The organism is Rathayibacter sp. AY1B5 (assembly GCF_002932795.1).
Taxonomy (GTDB): Bacteria; Actinomycetota; Actinomycetes; order Actinomycetales; family Microbacteriaceae; genus Rathayibacter.
In genome coordinates this window covers 1-21,198 of record NZ_PSWM01000033.1, presented here as the reverse complement: position 1 = coordinate 21,198, position 21,198 = coordinate 1, and the positions used below count along the sequence as shown (strand labels likewise).

The window sequence follows — 21,198 nt, the reverse complement described above, 5'->3', positions numbered from 1 at the left end:
AAGTCCTCTGCCGAGGTGCCCGGGACGGTCGTCGACACCCCCGAGCGGACAGCTATCCCGGGCACGTCAGCGCCCGCTACTCGCGCAGGGCCTCCACGGCCTCGTGGAAGCTCGTCACGTCCGCCCGCACCCCGTCCGGCCCCAGCACCGTCCAGGTCGTGCCTGTGCGGATCAACACGCCCAGCTCCTCGGCGGGCCGACGGCGGGTGCGTCGCAGCTCGAGCACGAAGACTCCGGGACGCGCCTCTCTGATCTCGGGAGTGCGCCGGTCGGGGAGCATCACGAGTCCTCCCCGAGGGTCAGCGGTAGACGCTCCACTCCTTCTTCACGATCCGGCGCTCCTCGCCGTCGACCGCGACGATCCACTCGCCGTCCTTCTTGGCCACGACCCGTCCGCGCAGGTACTGCGGCTCCCAGCCGTCGGCCTTGTTGACCCACTTCACGAATCGCGCGAACCGTCCCGGTGCCACGTCGTCTCTGGACATCTCCCGACTCCCCTCGTCGTCACCGGCACGACCATCGACCTCCGTCAGGAGAGCACCTCGCCCAGCGCGAGAAGGACCTCTCCTGTGAGGTCTCGAAGCCGGTACACCGACGGTAGAACGTGCTGCTGGAAGTGGACGAGACCGTTGACTGATCGACGATCGTCTGGCAAAGGGTCAGGAGTCGAACAGCACGTGCGGCCGTCCGGCGTCGACGATCACGCGAGCGCGCACGCCGTAGACGTCCGCGATCAGCGCCGGAGTGAGCACCTCCGCCGGGGTGCCGCCCGCCACCACGCGCCCCTCGCGCAGCACCAGCAGCGCGTCGCAGAAGAGGGCCGCGAGGTTGAGGTCGTGCAGCGCCACGACCGTGGTCACCGGCAGCGCCCGCACCAGGGCCAGCAGCTCCAGCTGATGGCGGATGTCGAGGTGGTTGGTCGGCTCGTCCAGCAGCAGCTCGCGCGGCTCCTGCGCGAGCGCCCGGGCGATGTGCGCGCGCTGCCGCTCGCCGCCCGAGAGGGTGTGCCAGAGGTGGTCGGCCTTCGCCTCGAGGCCGACCTGCTCGAGGGCGCGGTCGATCGCGCGCAGGTCCTCGGCCGTGTCTGCGCCCAGGAGGGAGCGGTGCGGGGTGCGCCCGAGCCGGACGACGTCGCGGACGGGGAGGTCCGCCTCCGTCTCGGCCTGCTGCGTCACCGTGGCCACGGCCCGGGCGACCTCGCGGCGGCGGAGCGAGCGGAGCGGCGCGCCGTCGAGGGTGACGACGCCGGCGTCCGGAGCCGCGGTGCCCTGCAGCAGCCGCAGCAGCGACGACTTGCCCGAGCCGTTGGGCCCGAGCAGTCCGACGGTCGAGCCGGGAGCGGGGCTGAGCGAGACGCCGTCGACCACCAGGCGGCCGCCCCGGCGCCACGAGACCCGGTCGACCTCGAGCGTCACGAGCGGCCTCTCCGCCGCAGGAGCAGCAGCATGAACACCGGCACGCCGACGAGTGCCGTGCCGACCCCCACCGGCAGCGGAGTCGGCGCGAACGCCACCCGCGACCCGGCGTCGACCCACACCAGGAACACCGCGCCGAGCAGGATCGTCGCCGGGATCACCCGCGAGTGCCGCTGCCCGAACACGAGTCGCGCGGCGTGCGGCAGCACCAGACCCACGAAGCCGATCGCGCCGGCGATGCTCACCAGGGTCGCCGTCAGCAGGGCCGTCACCACCAGCAGGAGGAGGCGGGTACGGCCCACGTGCACGCCGAGCGACGCGGCCACGTCCTCCCCGAAGGCGAACGCGTCGAGCGTCCGGGCTGCGGCGAGGCAGACCACGGAGCCGAGCAGCACGACTCCTCCACTCAGCGCCACGTCGTCCCAGCGCATGCCCTCGAGGGAGCCGAGCAGCCAGAACATCACGCCGCGCGTCTCGTCCGAGTCGGCGAGCGCGAACACGATCAGCGAGGTCAGCGCCGAGAACAGCTGCGTGCTCGCCACCCCCGCCAGGATCACGCCCGAGGTGCCGCCCGCCGAGAACCGCGTGAGCAGCAGCACGAAGGCGAAGGCGACGAGCGCGCCGACGAAGGCGCCTCCGGAGAGCCCGACCACTCCTCCGCCGACCCCGAGCACGCCGACGAGCACCGCTCCCGTGGACGCTCCGGAGGAGACGCCCAGCACGAACGGGTCGGCGAGCGGATTCCGCAGCAGCGACTGCAGGATCACTCCGCACACGCCGAGCCCCGCCCCGCACGCCGCGGCCACCAGTGCGCGCGGGAGACGCTCCTGCCAGACGATCGCGTCCTCGGCCGCACGCACCGGAACGGAGGCGAGCCCGAGGTGGTTGAGGAGGATGTCGCGGACGTTCACGAGCGAGACGTCGGCCGGGCCGAGCGTCACCGCGACGCCGACCGAGAGCGCCAGCGCGAGCAGCCCGCCGAGGACCAGCGCCGCGGCGACCAGACCCCGCGGCACACGGCGGACGAGGACCGTGCTCAGAGCGAGGCCCCGTTCTCGTCCCACCAGGCGCGGATCTTCTCGAGGCCGTCGACGAAGCGGATCGACGGGTTCAGCTCGGCGCCGTGCAGCGAGATGAAGCGGCCGTCCTGCACCGCGGGCAGGCTGCTGGTCAGCGGGTCCGAGCGGAGGAACGCGGTCTTGTCGTCGAGCCGGTCGCCGGGGAAGCGGTCGCGCTGCAGGTCGCCGAGGACCAGCACGTCCGGGTCGGCCGCGACGACGCTCTCCCAGCCCACGGCCGCCCAGTCGTCGGTCCGGTCGGCGAAGACGTTGGTCATGCCGGTCGTGGTGCCCAGCATCGAGGCGAAGTTGTAGCCGCCGGCCATGTAGGGCGTCCTGGTGTCCGCGAACCAGAAGGCGACGCTCCGGCCGCCGAAGTCGACTCCCTCCGTGGCGACCGCGGCGCGCGCCTGCAGCTGCGCGACCAGGGCGTCGCCGCGCTCCTGCACGTCGAACACCTCGGCGAGCTCGTGGATCTCCTGGTAGAGGTCGTCGACGGTGAGCGGGACCGTGCGCGTGCCGCTCCCGCCGTTGACGCTCTCTCCGCCGTCGCAGTCGGTGGGAGAGAGGTAGGAGCCGATGCCCGTCTCGGCGAGGCGCTCGCGCGAGGCGACCCCCTCGGGGGCGTAGTGGCGGCCGAAGGAGGCGGTGACGAAGTCGGGGTCGGCGCCGAGCAGCACCTCGTAGGTGGGCGCGTTGTCGGCCAGGCGCGGCACGCTCTCGTTCGCGGAGGCGAGGGTCTCGAGCACCGGGTCGGTCCAGGAGGCGGTGCCGACCATCCGGTCCTCCAGGCCGAGCGAGAGCAGGATCTCGGTCGAGTCCTGATCGAGGGAGACGACCCGCTGCGGAGGGGCGGTGACGGTGGTGCTCGTGCCGCAGTTCTCGACGGTCAGCGGGTAGGAGGTCGTGCCCTCCCCCGCGGCAGCCGTGCTCTCGGGCTCGATCTGCTCCGAGACGCCGCAGCCGGTGAGGGCGAGCAGGGTCACGGCGGCGAGGGCGAGGGCGGCGGGGCGCCGGCGGTGCGTGGACATGGATCTCCCGTGGTTCGTGGGGCGTCGTTCGTCGGCGGGCAGCACCCCGGTGCGGCGCGGAGCCTCCGGGGTGGCGCGGAGCCCGGGTAAGCATAGCCTTACCTCACCTCGACCCGTCCGGTCGCGCCAGTCGATCCGCGCCACGCGCCCTCGGCCCGACCGCCGGCGACTCCGCAGACGTCGCCGTGGGCGCGCGCGTGTACGGCGAGGTCCGGGTTCTCGCCGCGCTCAGAGAACCCCGAACGGACTAGTAAGCGGACACCTGTCGCGCACCTCGCCTCCGCAGCCCCCAACCGGGTGGACAGCACCCCGGACACGGTTCCCCTGGGGGCGAGAGAGCGCGATCCTGGACACCGACGATCGCCGGCACCCGCCCCACCGCCCGCCGACCGTCACGGAAGGATCCTGTTGCCCCGCCACTCCGCCCGCACCGCCCCCTCCGGCCGGTCCGCGCTGGTGCGCAAGGCCGACGCCTCCGGCTACCGGCCCGAGATAGAGGGACTGCGCGCCGTCGCGTCCCTCCTGGTCGCGACGTTCCACATCTGGCTGGGCCGCGTCTCCGGAGGCGTCGACGTCTTCTTCGTGGTCGCCGGGTTCCTCACCACCCTCACCCTCCTCGGCCAGATCCGCCGGTTCGGACGCGTCCGTCCGATCGCCTTCCTCCGGAGGCTCGCCTCGCGGCTCTTCCCGGCGGCCGCGGTGGTGCTGGTCGTCGTCGCGGCGCTCGCTCCGCTCCTCCTGCGCCCCTCGCAGCTGCTGCAGACCTTCACCGAGGTGCTCGCCTCGACGTTCTCCGTCGAGAACGTCGCGCTCGCGCGGGCCGGAGTGGACTACCTCGCGCAGGACGACTTCCACTCGCCGGTGCAGAACCTCTGGGCGATGTCGGCGCAGGGGCAGTTCTACCTGATCTGGCTCGCCCTGGTGCTCGTCGCGACCCTCGCCGCCGCGCTGCTGCGGCGCCGCGCGCACCTGCCGCGGTTCCTGCTGGCGCTCGTCGCGGCGCTCACCGTCCTCTCGTTCGCGTTCTCCGTCGTTCTGGTCGGGATCGACCAACCGACCGCTTACTACAGCACCCTCGCCCGGTCGTGGGAGTTCGGGCTCGGCTCGCTCGCGGCCCTCGTGCTCCCGGGCCTGTCGATCCCGGCGGCCCTGAGGACGGTCGCCGGCTGGCTGGGGCTGATCGGAGTCGTCTCCTGCGGATTCGTGCTCCAGGTCTCGAGCGCGTTCCCGGGCGCCGCGGCGCTCTGGCCGACCCTCTCGGCGGTGCTCGTCCTCGTCGCCGGGACCGGCCCCGCCCCGGAGCGCGGAGTCGGCCGGCTGCTGGCCCTGCGCCCGCTCGTGCGGCTGGGCGGCCTGAGCTACGGGCTCTATCTCTGGCACTGGCCGCTCCTGGTCTTCTGGCGTGAGAGCACCGGCGAGGACCCGACCGCGTCGACCGGCCTGGGCATCATCGCGGCGGCGGTCCTCCTCGCCGCCGCTTCGAAGCGCTTCCTCGAGGACCCCCTCCACCGCCGCGCCCCCGCCGAGCACCCGCACCGCCTCCGCGCGCTCGCCCCGGCGGCCCTGCTGGCCGTCGCCGCCCTGGTCGGGGTGACGGGCCTCACCGGCACGAACGCCGCGATCGCCGCCGACCTCACCCGCGCGCACGCACTCCCCGTCTCGACCGAGGGCTGCGTGGGAGCCGCGGCGCTCGCGAACTCCTGCCCGGACTCCTGGACCACGAGCCTGCCCGCCGTCGACGCGTCGGAGGACGGCTCCGTGCTGAACACCGACGAGTGCAGCACCGGCAACTCCGGCACCGAGCTCAAGGAGTGCCGCTTCGGCGATCCGGCCGGCCTCCGCGTGCTGCTCATCGGCAACTCGCACGCGGCGTCCTTCTTCCCGGCGCTGCGCGGCGTGGCGGAGGAGCGCGGCTGGGATCTGCACACCTACTACAAGACGGGCTGCGTCTTCTCGACCGCCGAGCGGCGCGACGACTCCGCTTCCGCCCGCCGCTCCTGCGACGTCTGGAACGAGAAGCTGCAGGGGGAGCTCGCGGGCCAGGACCCGTACGCGCTCGTGGTCACCGCCTACTCCGCCAAGAAGTCCGTGTTCGTCGACGCGTCCGGCACCCCCGACGAGCAGGCCGGGATCGACGGGTTCCACGAGTCGTGGGCGCCGCTGATCGCCCGCGGATCCACGGTGGTCGCGATCCGCGACAATCCGGTGCTGCCCTCGCTCGCCCTGCTGGCCTGCGCCGAGAAGCCGGGCTCCGCGGACGACTGCAGCGTGCCTCTCGACGAGGCCTTCGCCGACCGCGAGCTGATGGCCGCGGCGGCCGAGGGCTGGCCCGGTGCGGCCACGGTCGACCTCACCCGCTGGTTCTGCGACGACCGCGGCTGCCCCCTCGTGATCGGCGGAGTGAAGGTGTACCGCGACCTCGGCCACCTCACCGAGTCGTACGCCCGGACCCTGGCGCCCTACCTCGGGGAGGCGCTGGACCCGCTGGTCGGCTGAGGGCGCTCGCGCTCGCCTCCGGACGCATGCAAGACTGTTTATACGAACAGGGATTGGAGGAGCCGATGGGCCACTCTCACGGCGTTCCGGCCGGCTCCGCCGCCGCCCGGCACCGGCGTCCGCTCGTGGCCGCCTTCGTGCTGACCGCGGCGTTCACGGTCGTCGAGTTCGCGGTCGGAGTCGCGACGGGCTCGCTCGCGCTGCTCTCGGACGCCGCGCACATGGGCACCGACGTGCTGGCGCTCGGAATGTCGATCGCCGCGATCTCGCTCGCCGCCCGTCCCGCCGCGAAGGGCCGCACCTACGGCTCCTACCGCCTCGAAGTCCTGGCCGCCCTCGCCAACGGCCTGCTCCTGTTCGCCGTCGCGGCCTTCGTGATCGTGGAGGCGGTGCGCCGCTTCGCCGAGCCGCCCGCCGTGCCCGGCGGCCCCCTCCTGATCACCGCCGTGGTGGGCCTGGCGGTCAATCTGGTGAGCCTGCGCCTGCTGTCGGCCGGCGCGAAGGAGAGCATCACCCTCCGCGGGGCCTCGCTCGAGGTGCTGGGCGACGCGCTCGGCTCCGTCGGAGTGATCGCGGCGGCGATCGTGCTGCTCACCACGGGGTGGGCGTGGGCGGATCCGATCGTCGGCGTGCTGATCGGACTGCTGATCCTGCCGCGCACCTGGTCGCTGACCCGGCAGGCGCTCGGGATCCTGATGGAGTCGGCGCCCGCGCACGTCGACCTCGCGGCCCTCGAACGCGACGTCTGCGCCGTCCCCGGCGTGCTGGCGCTGCACGACCTGCACGTGTGGACGATCACCTCCGGCATGGAGAGCGCCACCGGCCACGTGGTCGTCGCCCCCGACGCCGACTACCGGACCGCGCTCTCGCGGGTGCTCGCCGTCCTCCGCGAGCGCCACGGCATCGACCACGCGACCATCCAGTGCGAGCCCGAGGCCTTCCCGGAGACGACGCACCGGCTCTGAGCGCGGCGCCGCCGTGCGCAGGGCCGCCCGCCCGCGGGCCTGCGCCCCCGGCACGCCTGCACCCACCCCGCGCCCACGACTCTCCAGGAGTTGTCGCACTCGGCGTCGAGCGCGACAACTCCTGGCCTCTCGCGGCGCGAGATCTCCTCGTGCGACCGCTCGACGGGCAGGCGCTCCGCCCGCGCTCCGCCACTCTCCAGGAGTTGTCGCACTCGGCATCGAGCGCGACAACTCCTGGCGTCTCGACGAGGGGAGGCCCGCCCGCCCTGAGCACCTTCCGATTGTTGACGTGAACATGTACAGTCGGCCGTCAGGGCGCGTTCACGTGAACACGCCCGCATTTCAATGGCGAAAGAGAGACCGCATCAATGTCGATGTCCTTCAGAAGGGTCGCCGCGCTCGCCACGAGCGCCGCCCTGGCCACAGGAGCACTGCTGGCGATCCCCGCCGCAGCAGCCCCCGCTCAGGCCGCGGACGCGCTCCGCATCACGCCGAACCCCGCCGCCGCCGGTGAGGCGTTCGAGGGCTGGGGCACCAGCCTCGTCTGGTTCGCGAACGCGACCGGCAACTATCCCGAGGCCCTCCGCGAGGACCTGTACCAGAAGGTCTTCGGCGACAGCGGCCTCGACCTGAACATCGCCCGCTACAACATCGGCGGCGGCAACGCCTCCGACGTGAAGGACTACCTCCGCCCGGGCGGCGCCGTCGAGGGCTGGTGGAAGCCGAACCCGGCCGGCGACGCGGCGACCTACGGCGGCACCTCCACGAAGCTCGCCGACCGCGACGCGCTCCTGGCGAAGTGGAACCCGGACGACCCCGCCTCCTACGACTGGACCGCCGACGAGACGCAGCGCTGGTGGGTGGAGAAGCTCGCGCAGGAGAAGCAGATCTCGCACTGGGAGGCGTTCTCCAACTCCGCCCCGTACTTCATGACCGAGAGCGGCTACGTCTCGGGCGGCTTCGACGCGAAGAGCGAGCAGCTGAAGCCCGCCGCCGAGGAGAAGTTCGCGAAGTACCTCGTGGAGGTCACCGAGCACATGGAGGACGAGTACGGCATCGAGTTCGACACGCTCGACCCCTTCAACGAGCCGAACACGGACTACTGGGGCACGCAGCTCTCCAACGGCGTCCCGACCGGCGGACGCCAGGAGGGCATGCACGTCGGCCCGACGCGCCAGGCGGGTCTGATCCCCGACGTCGTCGCCGCGCTGGACGCCTCGACCACCGGCGCCGGCCTCGCCGCGATGGACGAGACCAACCCCGACATCTTCGCGACGAACTGGGCCGCCTACTCCGACGCCGTCCGCGCCGAGGTCGACCGGATGAACGTCCACACCTACGGCACCTCGGGCCGCCTCAAGGTCCGCGACCTCGCGAAGCAGGCCGACACCGACCTCTGGATGAGCGAGATCGAAGGCAACTGGGTCAAGGGGTTCGACCCCACCAACATGGAGAACGGCCTCGGCATCGCCGGCCGCATCAACGACGACCTGCGCGAGCTCGAGCCCGAGGCGTGGGTGCTCTGGCAGCCCGTCGAGGACTACTACAACATGCAGCAGCCCGCGCCCAAGGGCGAGAACCTCAACTGGGGCTCCGTCTACATCGACCTGGACTGCAAGCCCTACCAGGAGAACGGGACCGAGGTCTGGAAGTCGGTCCGCCGCGTCGCCGACGCCGGTGGCGACTCCACCAAGGCCCCGGTCTGCGGCGTCGAGACGAACTCGAAGTTCAACACCATCCGGAACTTCACGAAGTTCATACACGAGGGCGACCACCTGATGCCCTCCACGGACAGCTCCTCCACCGCCGCCGTCCGCGGCGACGGCTCGGGCGCGACCGTCGTGCACGCCAACAGCACCACGGCCGACCAGACCGTCGTGCTCGACCTGTCCCGCTTCGGCACCATCGCCGACACCGCGGCGGTCACCCCCTACGTCACCACGAAGGCCTCCTCGGCCGCCGCTCCCACGAGCAACGCGCTGGTCGCGAAGACCCCGGTGGCCGTCGACCGCATCTCACGCACCGCCACGATCACCGTGCCCGCCAAGTCGGTCACGAGCTTCTCGATCGACGGAGTCTCGGGAGTCGCCGACTCCGCCCCCGCCCTGCGCGACGGCCACCGCTACCAGCTGGTCGGCACTCAGAGCGGCAAGGCGCTGACCGGCAACCCCTCGGGTGCCGCGACCACGCTCACCACGCTCGCCACCGACTCCGCCACGGCCGCCAAGCAGACCTGGACCGTCCGCGAGGTCGCCGCCGGCGACCGCGAGGCCACCCGCCGCGTCGTGCTCGTCAACGGCGACGGACGGGTGCTCGGAGCGACGACCGCCGGCACCGACCTGCGCACGCTGTCCGTCGACACGGCGAAGACGACCGCCGCGACCCGCTGGATCGTCAACACCACCGACGGCGTGAACTTCTCGCTCGTCAACGAGGCGATCGCCCAGTCGCTCGACGTGAACGGCGCCTCCAGCGCCGACGGCGCGTCGGTCGGCGTCTACACCTCCAACGGCGGAGCGAACCAGTCGTGGACCCTCCGCGACCTCGCCCCGGCCACGGGTCAGACCGTCGCGGTCCGCACCACGGCGGGCGTCGCTCCGACCCTGCCCGCGAGCATCACTCCGCAGTACTCCTGGGGAGCCGGCGCACCGCTCGCCGTCACCTGGCAGCGCCCCGCCGACTCGGCGTACGGCTCGACCGGCCGCGTCGAGGTGCCCGGCACCGCGACCGACCTCTACGGCCAGACGATCACCGTCACCGCGCTCGTCGACGTGGGCGGACTGACCGCGACCGATCCCGTGTCGGTCACGGCCGCCGCGGGCGCCTCGGTCACCGGAGTGAAGGCCTCGGCTCCGACCACGGTCCCCGCCCGCGTGGGCGCCTCGGCCAGCACCTTCCCGGTGCCGGTCGTCTGGGACTGGACGCCGCTCACCACCGCCTCCCTCGCCCAGGCCGGGCAGGTGACGGTCTCGGGAACGGCGACCGCCGACGGCGCGTCGCTCCCCGCCACGCTCACGGTGCTCGTCACCACGGGCACGCTCCGCAACTTCAACCCGGACGCCGGCATCGTCGCGACCGCGTCGTCGTCGGAGTCGGGCTACGGACCGGAGCGCACCCGCAACGGCGTCGACGGCGACAAGGGCTGGTCGAACTGGACCAACGGCACCAAGGCCGCGCAGAGCTCGCTGACGTACACCTTCCCCTCGACCCACCAGGTCGAGAAGGTGTCGGTGCAGTTCCTCGCCGACGGCGGCACCAGCTGGGCGCAGACCTACCAGCTGCAGTACCAGGCCGCCGACAGCACGACCTGGACCGCGGTCCCCGGCTACGAGTCGGCCGTGGCCCTCGCGTCGCCGGCCGGCGGAACGGCTCCCACCCTGGTGGCGTCGTTCGCGCCCGTCACGGCCAAGGCCTTCCGCGTCGTGATGAACGCCTACGACAACACGCACCTGATCGTGGCCGAGACCAAGCTCTACGAGTCGGTCGCCTCGGCGGCCGCGGTCACCACCCTGGGCGCCCTGCGCGTCGGCGGAGCCGGCATCGCCGGGTTCGACCCGGCCCGCACCTCCTACGCGGTCACCGTCGAGGGCACCGCGATGCCGGTGATCGGAGCAGTGGCGACCGACTCGGCGGCCACCGTGCGGATCACCCAGCCGACGACGGCGAACGGCGGAGTCGCGACCATCGCGGTCCGCGCCGCCGACGGCTCCGTCACGTCGACCACGACGGTGACGGTGACCCTGAAGGCGCCCGCCGCCCTCGCGATCGCGGTCACGGCGACCACCCGCTGCGTCGCCGGCAAGGTGACGCTCACCGTCGCGGCGAAGAACGGATCCGCCGTGCCGGTCTCGATGACCATCGCGACGCCCTCCGGGTCGAAGCAGGTCACCGGAGTCGCCCCCGGCGCGAGCGGCAGCGCCGCGTTCACCACGCGCGCCGCCTCGGTGGCGGCCGGTCAGGCGACCGTCACCGCGACGGGCACCGTCGACGGCAAGCAGGTCACCTCGGTGGCGACGGGAGCGTACGCGGCCCGCAGCTGCTGACGCCCCCTCCGGCACGGACCGCCTCCGCCCCTCCGGGACGGGGGCGGTCCGTCGTTCGCCGTGAGAGCGGTGCGGCAGGGGCCGCGAGGACAGGGGCCGTCAGGACAGGGGCCGTGCGTCGCGGGATCTCGAGACGCCCGCTGCGCGGGCTACTCGATCAGCAAAGACCTGACGCCCTGTGCAGGCCGGACACCCGCCCCCACCCCGGCTGGCCCCGAACCGCACACTCGTGCCGGTCGGGCAGCCGCCGCATCCCTGCCGGTCGGGCAGCCGCGGCACGCGGCGACTCGACACCCACCGACTCCGAACGGGTCGGGAAGCCGCCCGCGACTCATGCCTGTCGGGCAGCCGCGGCACGCGGCGACTCGAGACGCGTCAGTGCCCCGCAGCCGCCCCGTCGCGCTTCCGCAGGCGCGAGACGCCCATCACGACGGCCGCGATGACCAGCCCCAGCACGAGGCCGAAGATCATCGAGACGAAGGTGTCGGCCAGCCAGACGACGACCGGGCCCGCGCCCTCGACCGCATGGGTGACGACGTGCACGAGGTCGTACGGACCGTGCCAGACCGTCTCGGCGAGGTTCGCGACGACGAGGTGCCCGCCGACCCAGAGCATGGCGAGCGTCCCGATGATGCTGATCGCGCGGAACACGACCGGCATCGACGCGACGATCCTCGCTCCGGTGCGCCGCACGCCGCGGGCCGCGTTCTTCATCAGGCGCAGGCCCACGTCGTCGATCTTCACGAGCAGGGCGACCGCGCCGTAGACGAGCACCGTCATCCCGAGCCCGACGACCAGGAGCGCGCCGAGCGTGGGCCAGATCCCGAAGTCGGGGTCGAGGCCGTCGAGCGCGATCAGCATGATCTCGGTGCTCAGGATGAGGTCGGTGCGGATGGCGCCGAAAACGAGCTTCTTCTCGTCGCGCGCCTCCGTCTCGTGGCCGCCGTGCGAGACGCCGAACCACTCCAGCACCTTCTCCGCCCCCTCGAAGCAGAGGAAGGCGCCGCCGAGGATCAGCAGGTACGGCAGCACCTGCGGCGCGAACGCCGAGAGCAGCAGCGCCAGCGGGATGATGATGACGAACTTGTTGAACAGGCTCCCCAGCGCGATCCGACCGACCACCGGCAGCTCCCGCGCGGGCGTGAGGCCCTGCACGTACTGCGGGGTGACGGCCGCGTCGTCGATCACGACGCCCGCCGTCTTGGCGCTCGCCTTCAGGGCGGCGGTGAGGATGTCATCGACAACCGCGAGCAGGCCGACCGACATGTGCGTCTCCTTGGAGGTCCGGGGTGAGAGGGCTCACAGTATCGCGCGCGGGCGGCGGCTCCGCGTCGCCGGCCGCGTGCGATCCGCAGGAGGGTGCCGTCTACAGGAGTGCGTGCGATCTGCAGGAGTGCGTGCGATCTGCAGGAGTGCGTGCGATCTGCAGGTGCGATGTGCAGGAGTGCGTGCCATCCGCAGGGGACGCGTACCCCTTGAGGTGTGCGATCTGCAGGAGTGCGTGCCGTCTGCAGGAGTGCGTGCGATCTGCAGGTGCGATGTGCAGGCCATCCGTCCGAGGGAGCGCTCTCCTCCGGATACGCCGCCGAGAAACGCGAGAATCCCCTGCAGACCGCACTAGCCGACCCTGCAGATCGCACAGGTGCCTGCAGATCGCACGTGAAGAGGAAGAGGAAGAGGACTACGAGCCGGACGAGCGGGAGGACGCGGACGACGCGGACTACGCGGAGGAAGAAGCCGCACCCGACCTGGACGCCCCCGCCCCCGCCCCCGCCCCACCGCTCGGCGCCGGCCCCGTGCTCTCGCGCACGATCAGCCGGGTCGGCACCAGCGACACCCCGGTGCGCTCGCCCGACTCGAGCTCGCGCAGCAGGATGTCGACCGAGCGGCGGCCCGTGTCGCCGAAGAACTGGCGCACCGTCGTCAGCGGCGGCCAGAAGCTCGCCGACTCCTGCATGTCGTCGAAGCCCGCGACGCTCACCTCGCCGGGCACGGCGCGTCCGGCCTCGTGCAGCGCGCGCAGCACGCCGAGCGCCATCTGGTCGTTCGCGGCGAAGATCGCGGTGACCTCGGGATCGGCGGCGAGCCGCTTGCCGAGGCGGTAGCCGGAGTCGGTGGACCAGTCGCCGACCAGCACCTCCGGCACCGGGGCGCCGCGCTCGATCAGGGTCGACTCCCACGCCTCGTGGCGGCGCTCGGCGGAGTAGGAGCGGTCCGGGCCGGCGATGTGGTGCACGGTGCGGTGGCCGAGTCCGAGCAGGTGCTCGACGGCCTGACGGGCGCCCGACATCTGGTCGGTATCGACCACCGGGTACTTCTCGCCGCCGGCGGAGTCGACGACCACCACGGGCAGGTCCGGCGGGAGGACGATGTCGGCCTCGTCGAGCAGGTGCGCCTCGACGATGATGATGACGCCGTCGACCGCCTCCTCGCTCAGCCGGTGGAACGCGACCGACACCTCGCCCTGGGTGGGGTGGGAGACGGGGATGAGGGTGATCGAGTAGCCCGCGTCGGCGGACGCGACCGCGATGGCGTCGAGGGTGCGCATGTTGCCGAACGAGGACAGCGTGAACATGATCACGCCGATGCTGTGGAAGCGTCCCGTCCGCAGCGCCCGCGCAGCACTGTTGGGCCGGTAGCCGAGGGCCCGCATCGCCTCGAGGACCCGCTCGCGCGTCTCGCCGTCGACGTTCTGCTTGCCGTTCGACACCCGCGAGACCGTCTGGCCCGAGACGTTCGCGCGCCGGGCCACGTCGGCCATCGAGACGCCGCGTCGCGGCCGGGCGGACGGGGACGGGCGGTCGGTCTCGAGTGCCATGGGGTTCCCTTTATAGCGCGCCGCCCGTCAGCCGTGGTGCATCGTGCGCCGGATCGTGACGCAGGAACAGTCGCGGGTGGCGACGTGAACATGCTACGGTGACGCTCTGCCATGTTGACGTGAACATGGCGGGCCCGCACTACTCCCGAACGGAATCCCATGACGACGACGTCTCCCCCCGTCCCGCTGAGCGAGGTCGCCCCTCCGGCGTCCCCCCTCGCGGCCCCGAAGTCGCGGGCGAAGAGCGAGTGGAAGGGCCTGGCGTTCGTCGCCCCCTTCCTCGTCGTCTTCCTCCTGGTCTTCATCGCCCCGGTCGTCTACTCGATCTACCTCAGCCTGTTCCGCGAGCAGCTGGTGGGCGGCAACTCCTTCGTCGGCTTCGCCAACTACACGGCGATCTTCACCGACCCGAACTTCTGGGAGGGCTTCGGCCGCGTCCTGCTGTTCCTCGTCGTGCAGGTCCCCGTGATGCTCGTGCTGGCCCTCGTCGCGGCCCTCGCGATCGACAGCGGCCGCCTCCACGGCACCGGCTTCTTCCGCATCGTGGTCTTCCTCCCCTACGCCGTCCCCGCGGTCGTCGCGGTGCTGATGTGGGGCTTCATCTACGGCGACAACTTCGGCCTGGCCGCGAACGTCAACGACCTGCTCGGCTCCGACGTCGTCCAGCCCTTCTCGCGCGACTGGATCCTCGCCTCGATCGGCAACATCGTCACGTGGGAGTTCGTGGGCTACAACATGCTCATCTTCTACTCCGCGCTGAAGACGATCCCCGGCGAGCTCTACGAGGCGGCCGAGATCGACGGCGCCGGCCCGATGCGCGTCATCCGCTCGATCAAGCTGCCCGCCCTGCGCGGCGCGATCGTCATCGCCACGATCTTCTCGATCATCGGCAGCTTCCAGCTGTTCAACGAGCCGAACATCCTCCGGACGCTGGCGCCGAACATCATCACCACCTACTTCACCCCGAACATGTACGCCTACAACCTGTCCTTCGCCGGTCAGCAGTACAACGCGTCGGCCACGGTCGCCATCGTCATGGGCGTGATCACCGCGGTGATCGCCTACGTCGTGCAGCTCCGCGGCGCGCGGAAGGAGAACTGATGGCCCTCGCGACCGCTCCCCGGACGCCCTCCCGCGCCCCGAAGCGCCCGGCCGCCCGCCGCGGCTCCTCGGTGCAGCCCAAGAAGTCGATCGCCTTCACCCTGCTGATGTCGGTCTTCATCCTCTACAGCCTCGTGCCGCTGGCCTGGCTGGTCATCAACGCGACGAAGACGCAGGCCGGCCTGCTCTCGAGCTTCGGCCTCTGGTTCGACGGCGACTTCGTCTTCTTCCAGAACATCGCCGACACCCTCAGCTACCGCGACGGGATCTTCCTCCGCTGGCTCGGCAACACCCTGCTCTACGTCGTCGTCGGCGCCGGAGGAGCGACGCTCCTGGCCACGCTCGCCGGCTACGGCCTCGCGAAGTTCCGCTTCACGGGCCGCAAGGCGGTCTTCGCCGTGGTGCTCGGAGCGATCGCGGTCCCCGGCACGGCCCTCGCCGTCCCGACGTTCCTCATGTTCAGCCAGCTCGGCCTGACCAACACCCCGTGGGCGATCATCATCCCCTCGCTGATCAGCCCGTTCGGCCTCTACCTCGTCTGGGTCTACGCGGTGGAGTCGGTGCCCACCGAGCTGCTCGAAGCGGCGCGGATGGACGGGGCGGGCGAGTTCCGCACCTTCTTCACCATCTCCATCCGACTCCTCGCCCCCGGCATCGTGACCGTGCTGCTGTTCTCGGTCGTCGCGACCTGGAACAACTACTTCCTCCCGCTGATCATGCTGAGCGACCCCACCTGGTACCCGCTCACCGTCGGCCTCAACCAGTGGAACGCGCAGGCCACCGGCGTCAGCGCGCAGCCGATCTACAACCTCGTGATCACGGGCTCGCTGCTCACGATCATCCCCATCGTCGTCGCCTTCCTCGGACTCCAGCGCTTCTGGCAGTCCGGTCTGAGCGCCGGCAGCGTCAAGGGCTGAGCCCTCCCCTACCCATCCCCCGGCCGGAGCGTCCTGCCCCGTCCACAGCACCCGCAGCACGAAGAAGTGAAGGGAAACACCACCATGAAGATCGCCCGTTCCGCCCTCCGGCGGACCCTGACGGTCGCGGCCGTCGCGGCCCTGGCCGCCGGCTCCCTCGCGGCCTGCTCGTCCACCTCCGGTGGCGGCACGACCACGAGCGCCGGCTCCGCCGCCGACCTCGACTCGGCCCTCGAGGCCGGTGGCAAGATCACGTACTGGAGCTGGACCCCCAGCGCCGAGGCGCAGGTCGCCGCGTTCGAGAAGGCCTACCCGAAGGTCGACGTCGAGCTCGTCAACGCCGGCACCAACAAGGACGAGTACACCAAGCTCGAGAACGCGATCAAGGCCGGCTCGGGCGCCCCCGACGTCGTCCAGATCGAGTACTACGCCATGCCGCAGTTCGCGCTGTCGGACTCGCTCCTCGACCTGTCGCAGTACGGCATGGGCGACCTCGAGGACAAGTACTCCGCCTCCACCTGGGGCAGCGTCAACATCGACGGCAAGCTCGTCGGCCTCCCGCAGGACTCGGGCCCCATGGCGCTGTTCTACAACAAGACGGTCTTCGACCAGTACGGCATCGCCGTCCCCGCCACCTGGGACGAGTACGTGGCCGCGGCCGAGAAGCTGCACACCGCCGACCCGTCGAAGTACATCACCGCCGACACCGGCGACGCCGGCTTCGCGACCAGCATGATCTGGCAGGCGGGCGGCGAGCCGTTCACCACCGACGGCACGGACGTCACGATCGACCTCGCCGACGAGGGCACCGCGAAGTGGACCGGCGTCTGGAACCAGCTCGTCGAGAAGAAGCTGCTCTCGGACACCCCCGCCTGGGGCGACGAGTGGTACAAGGGCCTCGCCGACGGCTCCATCGCCTCGCTGGTGACCGGCGCCTGGATGCCCGGCGTGCTCGAGTCCAGCGTCCCCGACGCCTCCGGCGACTGGGCCGTCGCGCCGATCCCGACCTACGACGGCACCGCCGTCAGCGCCGAGAACGGCGGTGGCGGCCAGTCCGTCACCAAGCAGAGCGAGAACCCGGCGCTGGCCGCCGCGTTCCTGCGCTGGCTGAACAGCGACCAGGCCTCGGTCGACGTCTTCCTGCAGAGCGGCGGATTCCCGTCGACCACGGCCGACCTCGACAGCTCGGACTTCACCGGTCAGGAGTCGGAGTACTTCGGCGGCCAGAAGATCAACGAGGTGCTGACCCAGGCCTCGAAGGACGTCCGCTCCGGCTGGTCGTACCTGCCCTACCAGGTCTACGCGAACAGCGTCTTCGGCGACACCGTCGGCCAGGCGTACGCCAACGGCACCAGCCTCGACCAGGGCCTCGCCGACTGGCAGAGCAAGCTCGTCCAGTACGGCAACGCGCAGGGCTTCACCGTCTCGGAGTAGCACCACTGCTCGACGCGGGGCCGGCCGGATCGCTCCGGTCGGCCCCGCGTCGTTCTCACGCTCGGACACACCGGGCACCGATCCTGAGGGGGATCCAGATGACCACCGCTCCCGAGAGCCGCTTCGCCATCGGCGCCGCCGACTTCGAGCTCGACGGCCGCCCGCACCGCATCCTGTCGGGGGCGCTGCACTACTTCCGCATCCACCCGGACCTCTGGGCCGACCGGATCCGCAAGGCCCGCCTGATGGGCCTGAACACCATCGAGACCTACGTCGCCTGGAACGCGCACGAGCCGCGCCGCGGCGAGTGGCGCGAGGACGCCGGGCTCGACCTGGGCCGCTTCCTCGACCTGATCGCCGCCGAGGGCATGCACGCGATCGTGCGCCCCGGCCCCTACATCTGCGCGGAGTGGGACAACGGCGCCCTCCCCGCCTGGCTCTTCCGCGACCCCGAGGTGGGCGTGCGCCGTTCCGAGCCGAACTATCTCGCGGCGGTCAGCGACTACCTGCGCCGCGTCTACGCGATCGTCGAGCCGCGCCAGATCGACGCCGGGGGGCCCGTGGTCCTCGTGCAGATCGAGAACGAGTACGGCGCGTACGGCTCCGACAAGGAGTACCTCGCCGAGCTCGTCCGGGTGACGCGCGACTCCGGCATCACGGTGCCGCTCACCACCATCGACCAGCCGACGCCGCAGATGCTCGCCGACGGCAGCCTCCCGGGCCTGCACCTCACCGGCTCGTTCGGCTCGCGGACCACGGAGCGCCTCGCGACGCTGCGCGAGTTCCAGCCCACCGGTCCGCTGATGTGCATGGAGTTCTGGTGCGGCTGGTTCGACGACTGGGGCACCCAGCACCACACCACCGACGCCGACGCCTCCGCCCAGGAGCTCGACACCCTGCTCGCGGCCGGCGGCTCCGTCAACATCTACATGTTCCACGGCGGCACCAACTTCGGCCTGACCAGCGGAGCGAACGACAAGGGCCGCTACGCCGCGATCACGACGAGCTACGACTACGACGCCCCGCTCGACGAGGGCGGCGACCCGACCGCGAAGTTCTGGGCGTTCCGCGACGTCATCGCGCGCTACGCGCCGGTGCCCGAGGAGGTGCCCGCGATGCGCCCGCCGGCGCCGGCCCTCACGGCTCCGCTCGTCTCCGGCCCGGCCCTGCTCGGCCTCGGCCAGGCGTTCGGACCGGCCGCGCACCTCGACGCGATGGCCTCCTTCGACGACCTCGGCCACGACGACGGCTTCGTGCTCTTCACGACGACGCTCGACGGCTCCTCCGCTCCGGCCCGCCTCGTGGTGGGCGAGGAGGTGCGCGACCGCGCCTGGGTGCTGCTGGACGGCGTGCCGGTGGGCGTGCTGGCGCGCGACCACCACGAGCGGGCGCTGACGCTCCCGAGCGGACGCGGCGAGCTCGCGATCCTGGTCGAGAACCAGGGGCGGGTGAACTACGGCACGCGGATCGGCGAGCACAAGGGCCTGATCGGAGGGGTGCGGCTGGACGGCGCCGAGCTGATCGGCTGGGCCGCCCGCGCCCTCGCTCTGGAGTGCCTGCACGACCTCGCCGTCGCGGCACCGGCGTTCTCGGCCGGGCCGCAGCTCGCCTCCGGCTCGTTCGAGCTCGACGAGCAGGCCGACCTGTACGTGGACACGCTGCACTGGGGCAAGGGCCTGGTCTGGGTGAACGGCTTCCTCCTCGGTCGCTACTGGCGCCGTGGACCGCAGCGCACGCTGATCGTCCCCGCGCCGGTCACCCGCGCCGGCCGCAACCGCGTCGTGGTGCTGGAGCTGGAGGGCATCGCCGAGCCGGAGATCCGCCTTCTCGCGGGGGCCGAGCTCGGGCACACCGAGATCTGAGCTGCGGAGCGGAGGCCGGGAGGGCCGGGGGACGCCGTGGGGCGTCGACCCGGGCTCCCGGCCTTCGTCGTGCAGGCGCCGCGGTGCCGCCTCCGGGATGCGGGGCTCTGCTAGCCTCAGGCGCCCCGGTGCGGCGCCGGCGGGCGAAGGGGGAGACACGATGTCCAAGGCACTGCTGCGCACGACTCTGATCGGAGGCGCGCTGCTGCTCGCCCTCTCGGGCTGCGCGGGGACCGCGACGAGCGGATCGACGCTCCGGCCGTTCACTCCGACGCTCCCCTCGTCGTCGGCCGCCCCGTCCGCCACCGCGACGGCCGCCGCCCCTGCCGCCGACACCGCTCAGAAGACCGGCGAGCAGGTGGCCGCCGTGCTGACCGGCGTGCAGTTCGTGCCCGGCGAGTACGCGAGCATCCAGGAGATGCTCGACTCGATCTACCCCGGCCTCACCGCGACGGACGCGAGCTGCCTCTCGCCCTTCGGCCTGGGCTGGGACACCGCGCAGCCCGCCGCCGGACTCTCGTACGGCACGAGCGCCGACCGCTCCATGACCGCGGTCGTGTCGAGCACCGGCACCGCCGACGCGGCCGCCTCGCTCCTCGCGAGCGCCACCGACGCGACCACGCGCTGCGCCTCCGGCTCGGCGCTCTTCGCCATGCAGGGCGTGCCGGTCGAGACGACCGTCGAGCGCACCGAGCAGACCCTGACCGGCGCCGACGAGACGCTCGGCTGGAAGGTGTCCGGAGCCGTGGGCGGCAAGCCGTTCTCGCTCGTGGGCATCACCGCGCGCGTCGGCGGCGACGCGGTCGCGCTCGTGGGCTGGGACCCGACGACGAACACCTCGTACGTCCCGCGCGCGACGCAGCTCGTCGTCGACGGGCTGTAGGGCGCTCGGGCGCCGGGGCTCTGACTTCGGCCGTCCTCACCTTCGCGACTGTCCAGGAGTCGTCGCACTCGACGCCGAGTGCGACGACTTGTGAACAGTGGCGGAGCAAGCACCGGGCTCCGCGCACCGGGCTCCGCGCACCCCGGACGCGGCGCGGGAGCGCGCCTCAGGTCAGCCAGGAGAGGGTGCCGCCGTGGGCGGCCGCGCTCGCGAGCGGGACGCCGTCGGCGGCGAGCAGGAACGGGGTCGGCTCAGGAGCCGTGCGGTCCCCGCGCGCGGCGACGAGGTGCGGGAGCAGCGCCTCCGCCTCGAGCGTCACCAGGCTCGCGTCGCGCGCGGCGACCGTCGCCAGCACGCTCTCGCGCGCGGCCCACGGGAGGTAGACCAGGGTCCCGAGGGAGACGACGACCGTCCGCAGACCGCGCGGTACCGCGTCGAGCAGGGCGGGCAGCTCGGCGGCCGCATCGCCCGCGACGATCGTCGGCGGGCCGTCCTGCAGAGTCTCCACGGCCGAGCGGAGACGCGCGGTCCGCTCCGGGCGGTCGGGCGGGAGAAGCGCCTCCAGCCAGGCCACGTCCTCGGGCGTGCGGATGTCGAGCGGCGCCAGGTCGAGCCCCCGGCGCCACGCGACGACCGGAAGCCGCGCCGGCGCCGCGCCTCCGCTCACCGCGCACCGCAGCAGAGGCGCGCCCGCCCCGAGCCGCGTCTCGCCGTCGCTCGCCGTGAAGGCGTAGGAGTACCGATCCGGCGCCAGGCAGATCCCCGCGGAAGCGCCGATCTCGACGAGCGCCACCGGCTCCCCGGGCTCCGTGATCCGCTCCAGCGCCGCCACCAGGGGCGCGCATCGCAGCGCCTCGTTGGTCTGCGTCCTCCGCTCGGCCGCGATCGGCGCCACCCGCACCCACTCGCTCCGGAGCCACACGGCGAACCCGGCGCCGTCCACGTCGGGCACGCCGAGCAGCCGCGCGACCGAGAAGAGCAGGGACGGCTGCCGGTGCTGCGCGGGAAGCTGGTCGATCAGGGCGAGGAGGCGCGCGTCGTCCGCGACGGCGAGCGCCCACTCCACCTGCCGCTCGGAGGTCTGCGCGAGCTCGACGGCGGCGCGGTGGAAGCGGTCGGCGGAGGAGGGCATGCCTCCATCCTGAGGGAGCGGTGTCACGGTGCCTGCAGGCGGG

Annotated in this window: 16 protein-coding genes; 8 read left to right on the top strand and 8 right to left on the bottom strand. The window is 72.2% G+C overall.

The features are described 5' to 3' along the window. Positions 1 to 76: 76 nt before the first annotated feature. From C5D44_RS16185 to C5D44_RS16165, 5 genes are all read right to left on the bottom strand, one after another. Complete coding sequence (locus C5D44_RS16185) at positions 77 to 280, bottom strand: hypothetical protein (protein WP_104275813.1); 204 nt, start codon at positions 278 to 280, stop codon at positions 77 to 79. A gap of 19 nt (positions 281 to 299) precedes the next feature. Beyond that, positions 300 to 485 (bottom strand): hypothetical protein, encoded by a 186-nt coding sequence (locus tag C5D44_RS16180; protein WP_104223398.1) that lies wholly within the window; start codon positions 483 to 485, stop codon positions 300 to 302. Between the two features lie 174 nt (positions 486 to 659). Then, a complete protein-coding gene (locus C5D44_RS16175) occupies positions 660 to 1,415 on the bottom strand; it encodes an ABC transporter ATP-binding protein (RefSeq protein ID WP_104282256.1) in 756 nt (251 codons plus the stop codon). Next, a complete protein-coding gene (locus tag C5D44_RS16170; protein ID WP_374953944.1) occupies positions 1,412 to 2,479 on the bottom strand; it encodes a FecCD family ABC transporter permease in 1,068 nt (355 codons plus the stop codon). The genes C5D44_RS16175 and C5D44_RS16170 overlap by 4 nt, the downstream gene beginning before the upstream one ends. Beyond that, the gene (locus C5D44_RS16165) at positions 2,452 to 3,504 is read right to left on the bottom strand and encodes an ABC transporter substrate-binding protein (RefSeq protein WP_104282255.1); all 1,053 of its coding nucleotides are present in this window, start codon (positions 3,502 to 3,504) and stop codon (positions 2,452 to 2,454) included. The genes C5D44_RS16170 and C5D44_RS16165 overlap by 28 nt, the downstream gene beginning before the upstream one ends. 408 nt (positions 3,505 to 3,912) lie before the next feature. On the opposite strand from C5D44_RS16165, the gene C5D44_RS16160 reads away from it, so the two are divergent. The 3 genes from C5D44_RS16160 (at position 3,913) to C5D44_RS16150 (ending at position 11,008) form a co-directional block, all read left to right on the top strand. After that, on the top strand, positions 3,913 to 6,000 hold the full coding sequence (locus tag C5D44_RS16160; protein ID WP_181118540.1) for an acyltransferase family protein: 2,088 nt from the start codon (positions 3,913 to 3,915) through the stop codon (positions 5,998 to 6,000). 65 nt (positions 6,001 to 6,065) lie between these two features. After that, positions 6,066 to 6,965, top strand: a complete 900-nt coding sequence (locus tag C5D44_RS16155) for a cation diffusion facilitator family transporter (RefSeq protein ID WP_104282253.1) — start codon at positions 6,066 to 6,068, stop codon at positions 6,963 to 6,965. Between the two features lie 374 nt (positions 6,966 to 7,339). Then, complete coding sequence (locus C5D44_RS16150; RefSeq protein WP_146088077.1) at positions 7,340 to 11,008, top strand: glycoside hydrolase; 3,669 nt, start codon at positions 7,340 to 7,342, stop codon at positions 11,006 to 11,008. Positions 11,009 to 11,383: 375 nt separating this feature from the next. Here the strand turns inward: C5D44_RS16150 and C5D44_RS16145 are convergent, their stop codons facing one another. Both C5D44_RS16145 and C5D44_RS16140 read right to left on the bottom strand, forming a co-directional pair. Continuing rightward, positions 11,384 to 12,274 carry a DUF808 domain-containing protein gene (locus C5D44_RS16145; protein WP_104275806.1) on the bottom strand — a complete coding sequence of 297 codons (891 nt, stop codon included), beginning with the start codon at positions 12,272 to 12,274 and terminating at the stop codon, positions 11,384 to 11,386. Between the two features lie 454 nt (positions 12,275 to 12,728). After that, entirely contained in the window at positions 12,729 to 13,826 is a 1,098-nt protein-coding gene (locus C5D44_RS16140) for a LacI family DNA-binding transcriptional regulator (protein ID WP_146088076.1), read from the bottom strand. Between the two features lie 159 nt (positions 13,827 to 13,985). On the opposite strand from C5D44_RS16140, the gene C5D44_RS16135 reads away from it, so the two are divergent. The 5 genes from C5D44_RS16135 to C5D44_RS16115 all read left to right on the top strand — a co-directional run bounded on the left by C5D44_RS16135 (position 13,986) and on the right by C5D44_RS16115 (position 20,023). Beyond that, on the top strand, positions 13,986 to 14,927 hold the full coding sequence (locus tag C5D44_RS16135) for a carbohydrate ABC transporter permease (protein ID WP_104226355.1): 942 nt from the start codon (positions 13,986 to 13,988) through the stop codon (positions 14,925 to 14,927). Continuing rightward, entirely contained in the window at positions 14,927 to 15,844 is a 918-nt protein-coding gene (locus C5D44_RS16130; protein ID WP_104275805.1) for a carbohydrate ABC transporter permease, read from the top strand. The genes C5D44_RS16135 and C5D44_RS16130 overlap by 1 nt, the downstream gene beginning before the upstream one ends. 84 nt (positions 15,845 to 15,928) lie before the next feature. Further along, complete coding sequence (locus C5D44_RS16125) at positions 15,929 to 17,278, top strand: sugar ABC transporter substrate-binding protein (protein ID WP_104275804.1); 1,350 nt, start codon at positions 15,929 to 15,931, stop codon at positions 17,276 to 17,278. Between the two features lie 98 nt (positions 17,279 to 17,376). Then, positions 17,377 to 19,140 (top strand): beta-galactosidase family protein, encoded by a 1,764-nt coding sequence (locus tag C5D44_RS16120; protein ID WP_104275803.1) that lies wholly within the window; start codon positions 17,377 to 17,379, stop codon positions 19,138 to 19,140. 160 nt (positions 19,141 to 19,300) lie between these two features. Continuing rightward, a complete protein-coding gene (locus tag C5D44_RS16115; RefSeq protein ID WP_104275802.1) occupies positions 19,301 to 20,023 on the top strand; it encodes a hypothetical protein in 723 nt (240 codons plus the stop codon). A 166-nt stretch (positions 20,024 to 20,189) separates the two neighbouring features. On the opposite strand, the gene C5D44_RS16110 is transcribed toward C5D44_RS16115, so the two are convergent. Beyond that, the gene (locus tag C5D44_RS16110) at positions 20,190 to 21,155 is read right to left on the bottom strand and encodes a DUF2332 family protein (protein WP_104282251.1); all 966 of its coding nucleotides are present in this window, start codon (positions 21,153 to 21,155) and stop codon (positions 20,190 to 20,192) included. Between the last annotated feature and the right edge of the window lie 43 nt (positions 21,156 to 21,198).

What these genes read in the sequence shown, in the direction of transcription:
- C5D44_RS16185 (WP_104275813.1), bottom strand. Translation starts at nt 280, where the DNA reads ATGCTCCCCGACCGGCGCACTCCCGAGATCAGAGAGGCGCGTCCCGGA.
- C5D44_RS16180 (WP_104223398.1), bottom strand. Translation starts at nt 485, where the DNA reads ATGTCCAGAGACGACGTGGCACCGGGACGGTTCGCGCGATTCGTGAAG.
- C5D44_RS16165 (WP_104282255.1), bottom strand. Translation starts at nt 3,504, where the DNA reads ATGTCCACGCACCGCCGGCGCCCCGCCGCCCTCGCCCTCGCCGCCGTG.
- C5D44_RS16155 (WP_104282253.1), top strand. Translation starts at nt 6,066, where the DNA reads ATGGGCCACTCTCACGGCGTTCCGGCCGGCTCCGCCGCCGCCCGGCAC.
- C5D44_RS16150 (WP_146088077.1), top strand. Translation starts at nt 7,340, where the DNA reads ATGTCCTTCAGAAGGGTCGCCGCGCTCGCCACGAGCGCCGCCCTGGCC.
- C5D44_RS16145 (WP_104275806.1), bottom strand. Translation starts at nt 12,274, where the DNA reads ATGTCGGTCGGCCTGCTCGCGGTTGTCGATGACATCCTCACCGCCGCC.
- C5D44_RS16140 (WP_146088076.1), bottom strand. Translation starts at nt 13,826, where the DNA reads ATGGCACTCGAGACCGACCGCCCGTCCCCGTCCGCCCGGCCGCGACGC.
- C5D44_RS16135 (WP_104226355.1), top strand. Translation starts at nt 13,986, where the DNA reads ATGACGACGACGTCTCCCCCCGTCCCGCTGAGCGAGGTCGCCCCTCCG.
- C5D44_RS16130 (WP_104275805.1), top strand. Translation starts at nt 14,927, where the DNA reads ATGGCCCTCGCGACCGCTCCCCGGACGCCCTCCCGCGCCCCGAAGCGC.
- C5D44_RS16125 (WP_104275804.1), top strand. Translation starts at nt 15,929, where the DNA reads ATGAAGATCGCCCGTTCCGCCCTCCGGCGGACCCTGACGGTCGCGGCC.
- C5D44_RS16120 (WP_104275803.1), top strand. Translation starts at nt 17,377, where the DNA reads ATGACCACCGCTCCCGAGAGCCGCTTCGCCATCGGCGCCGCCGACTTC.
- C5D44_RS16115 (WP_104275802.1), top strand. Translation starts at nt 19,301, where the DNA reads ATGTCCAAGGCACTGCTGCGCACGACTCTGATCGGAGGCGCGCTGCTG.
- C5D44_RS16110 (WP_104282251.1), bottom strand. Translation starts at nt 21,155, where the DNA reads ATGCCCTCCTCCGCCGACCGCTTCCACCGCGCCGCCGTCGAGCTCGCG.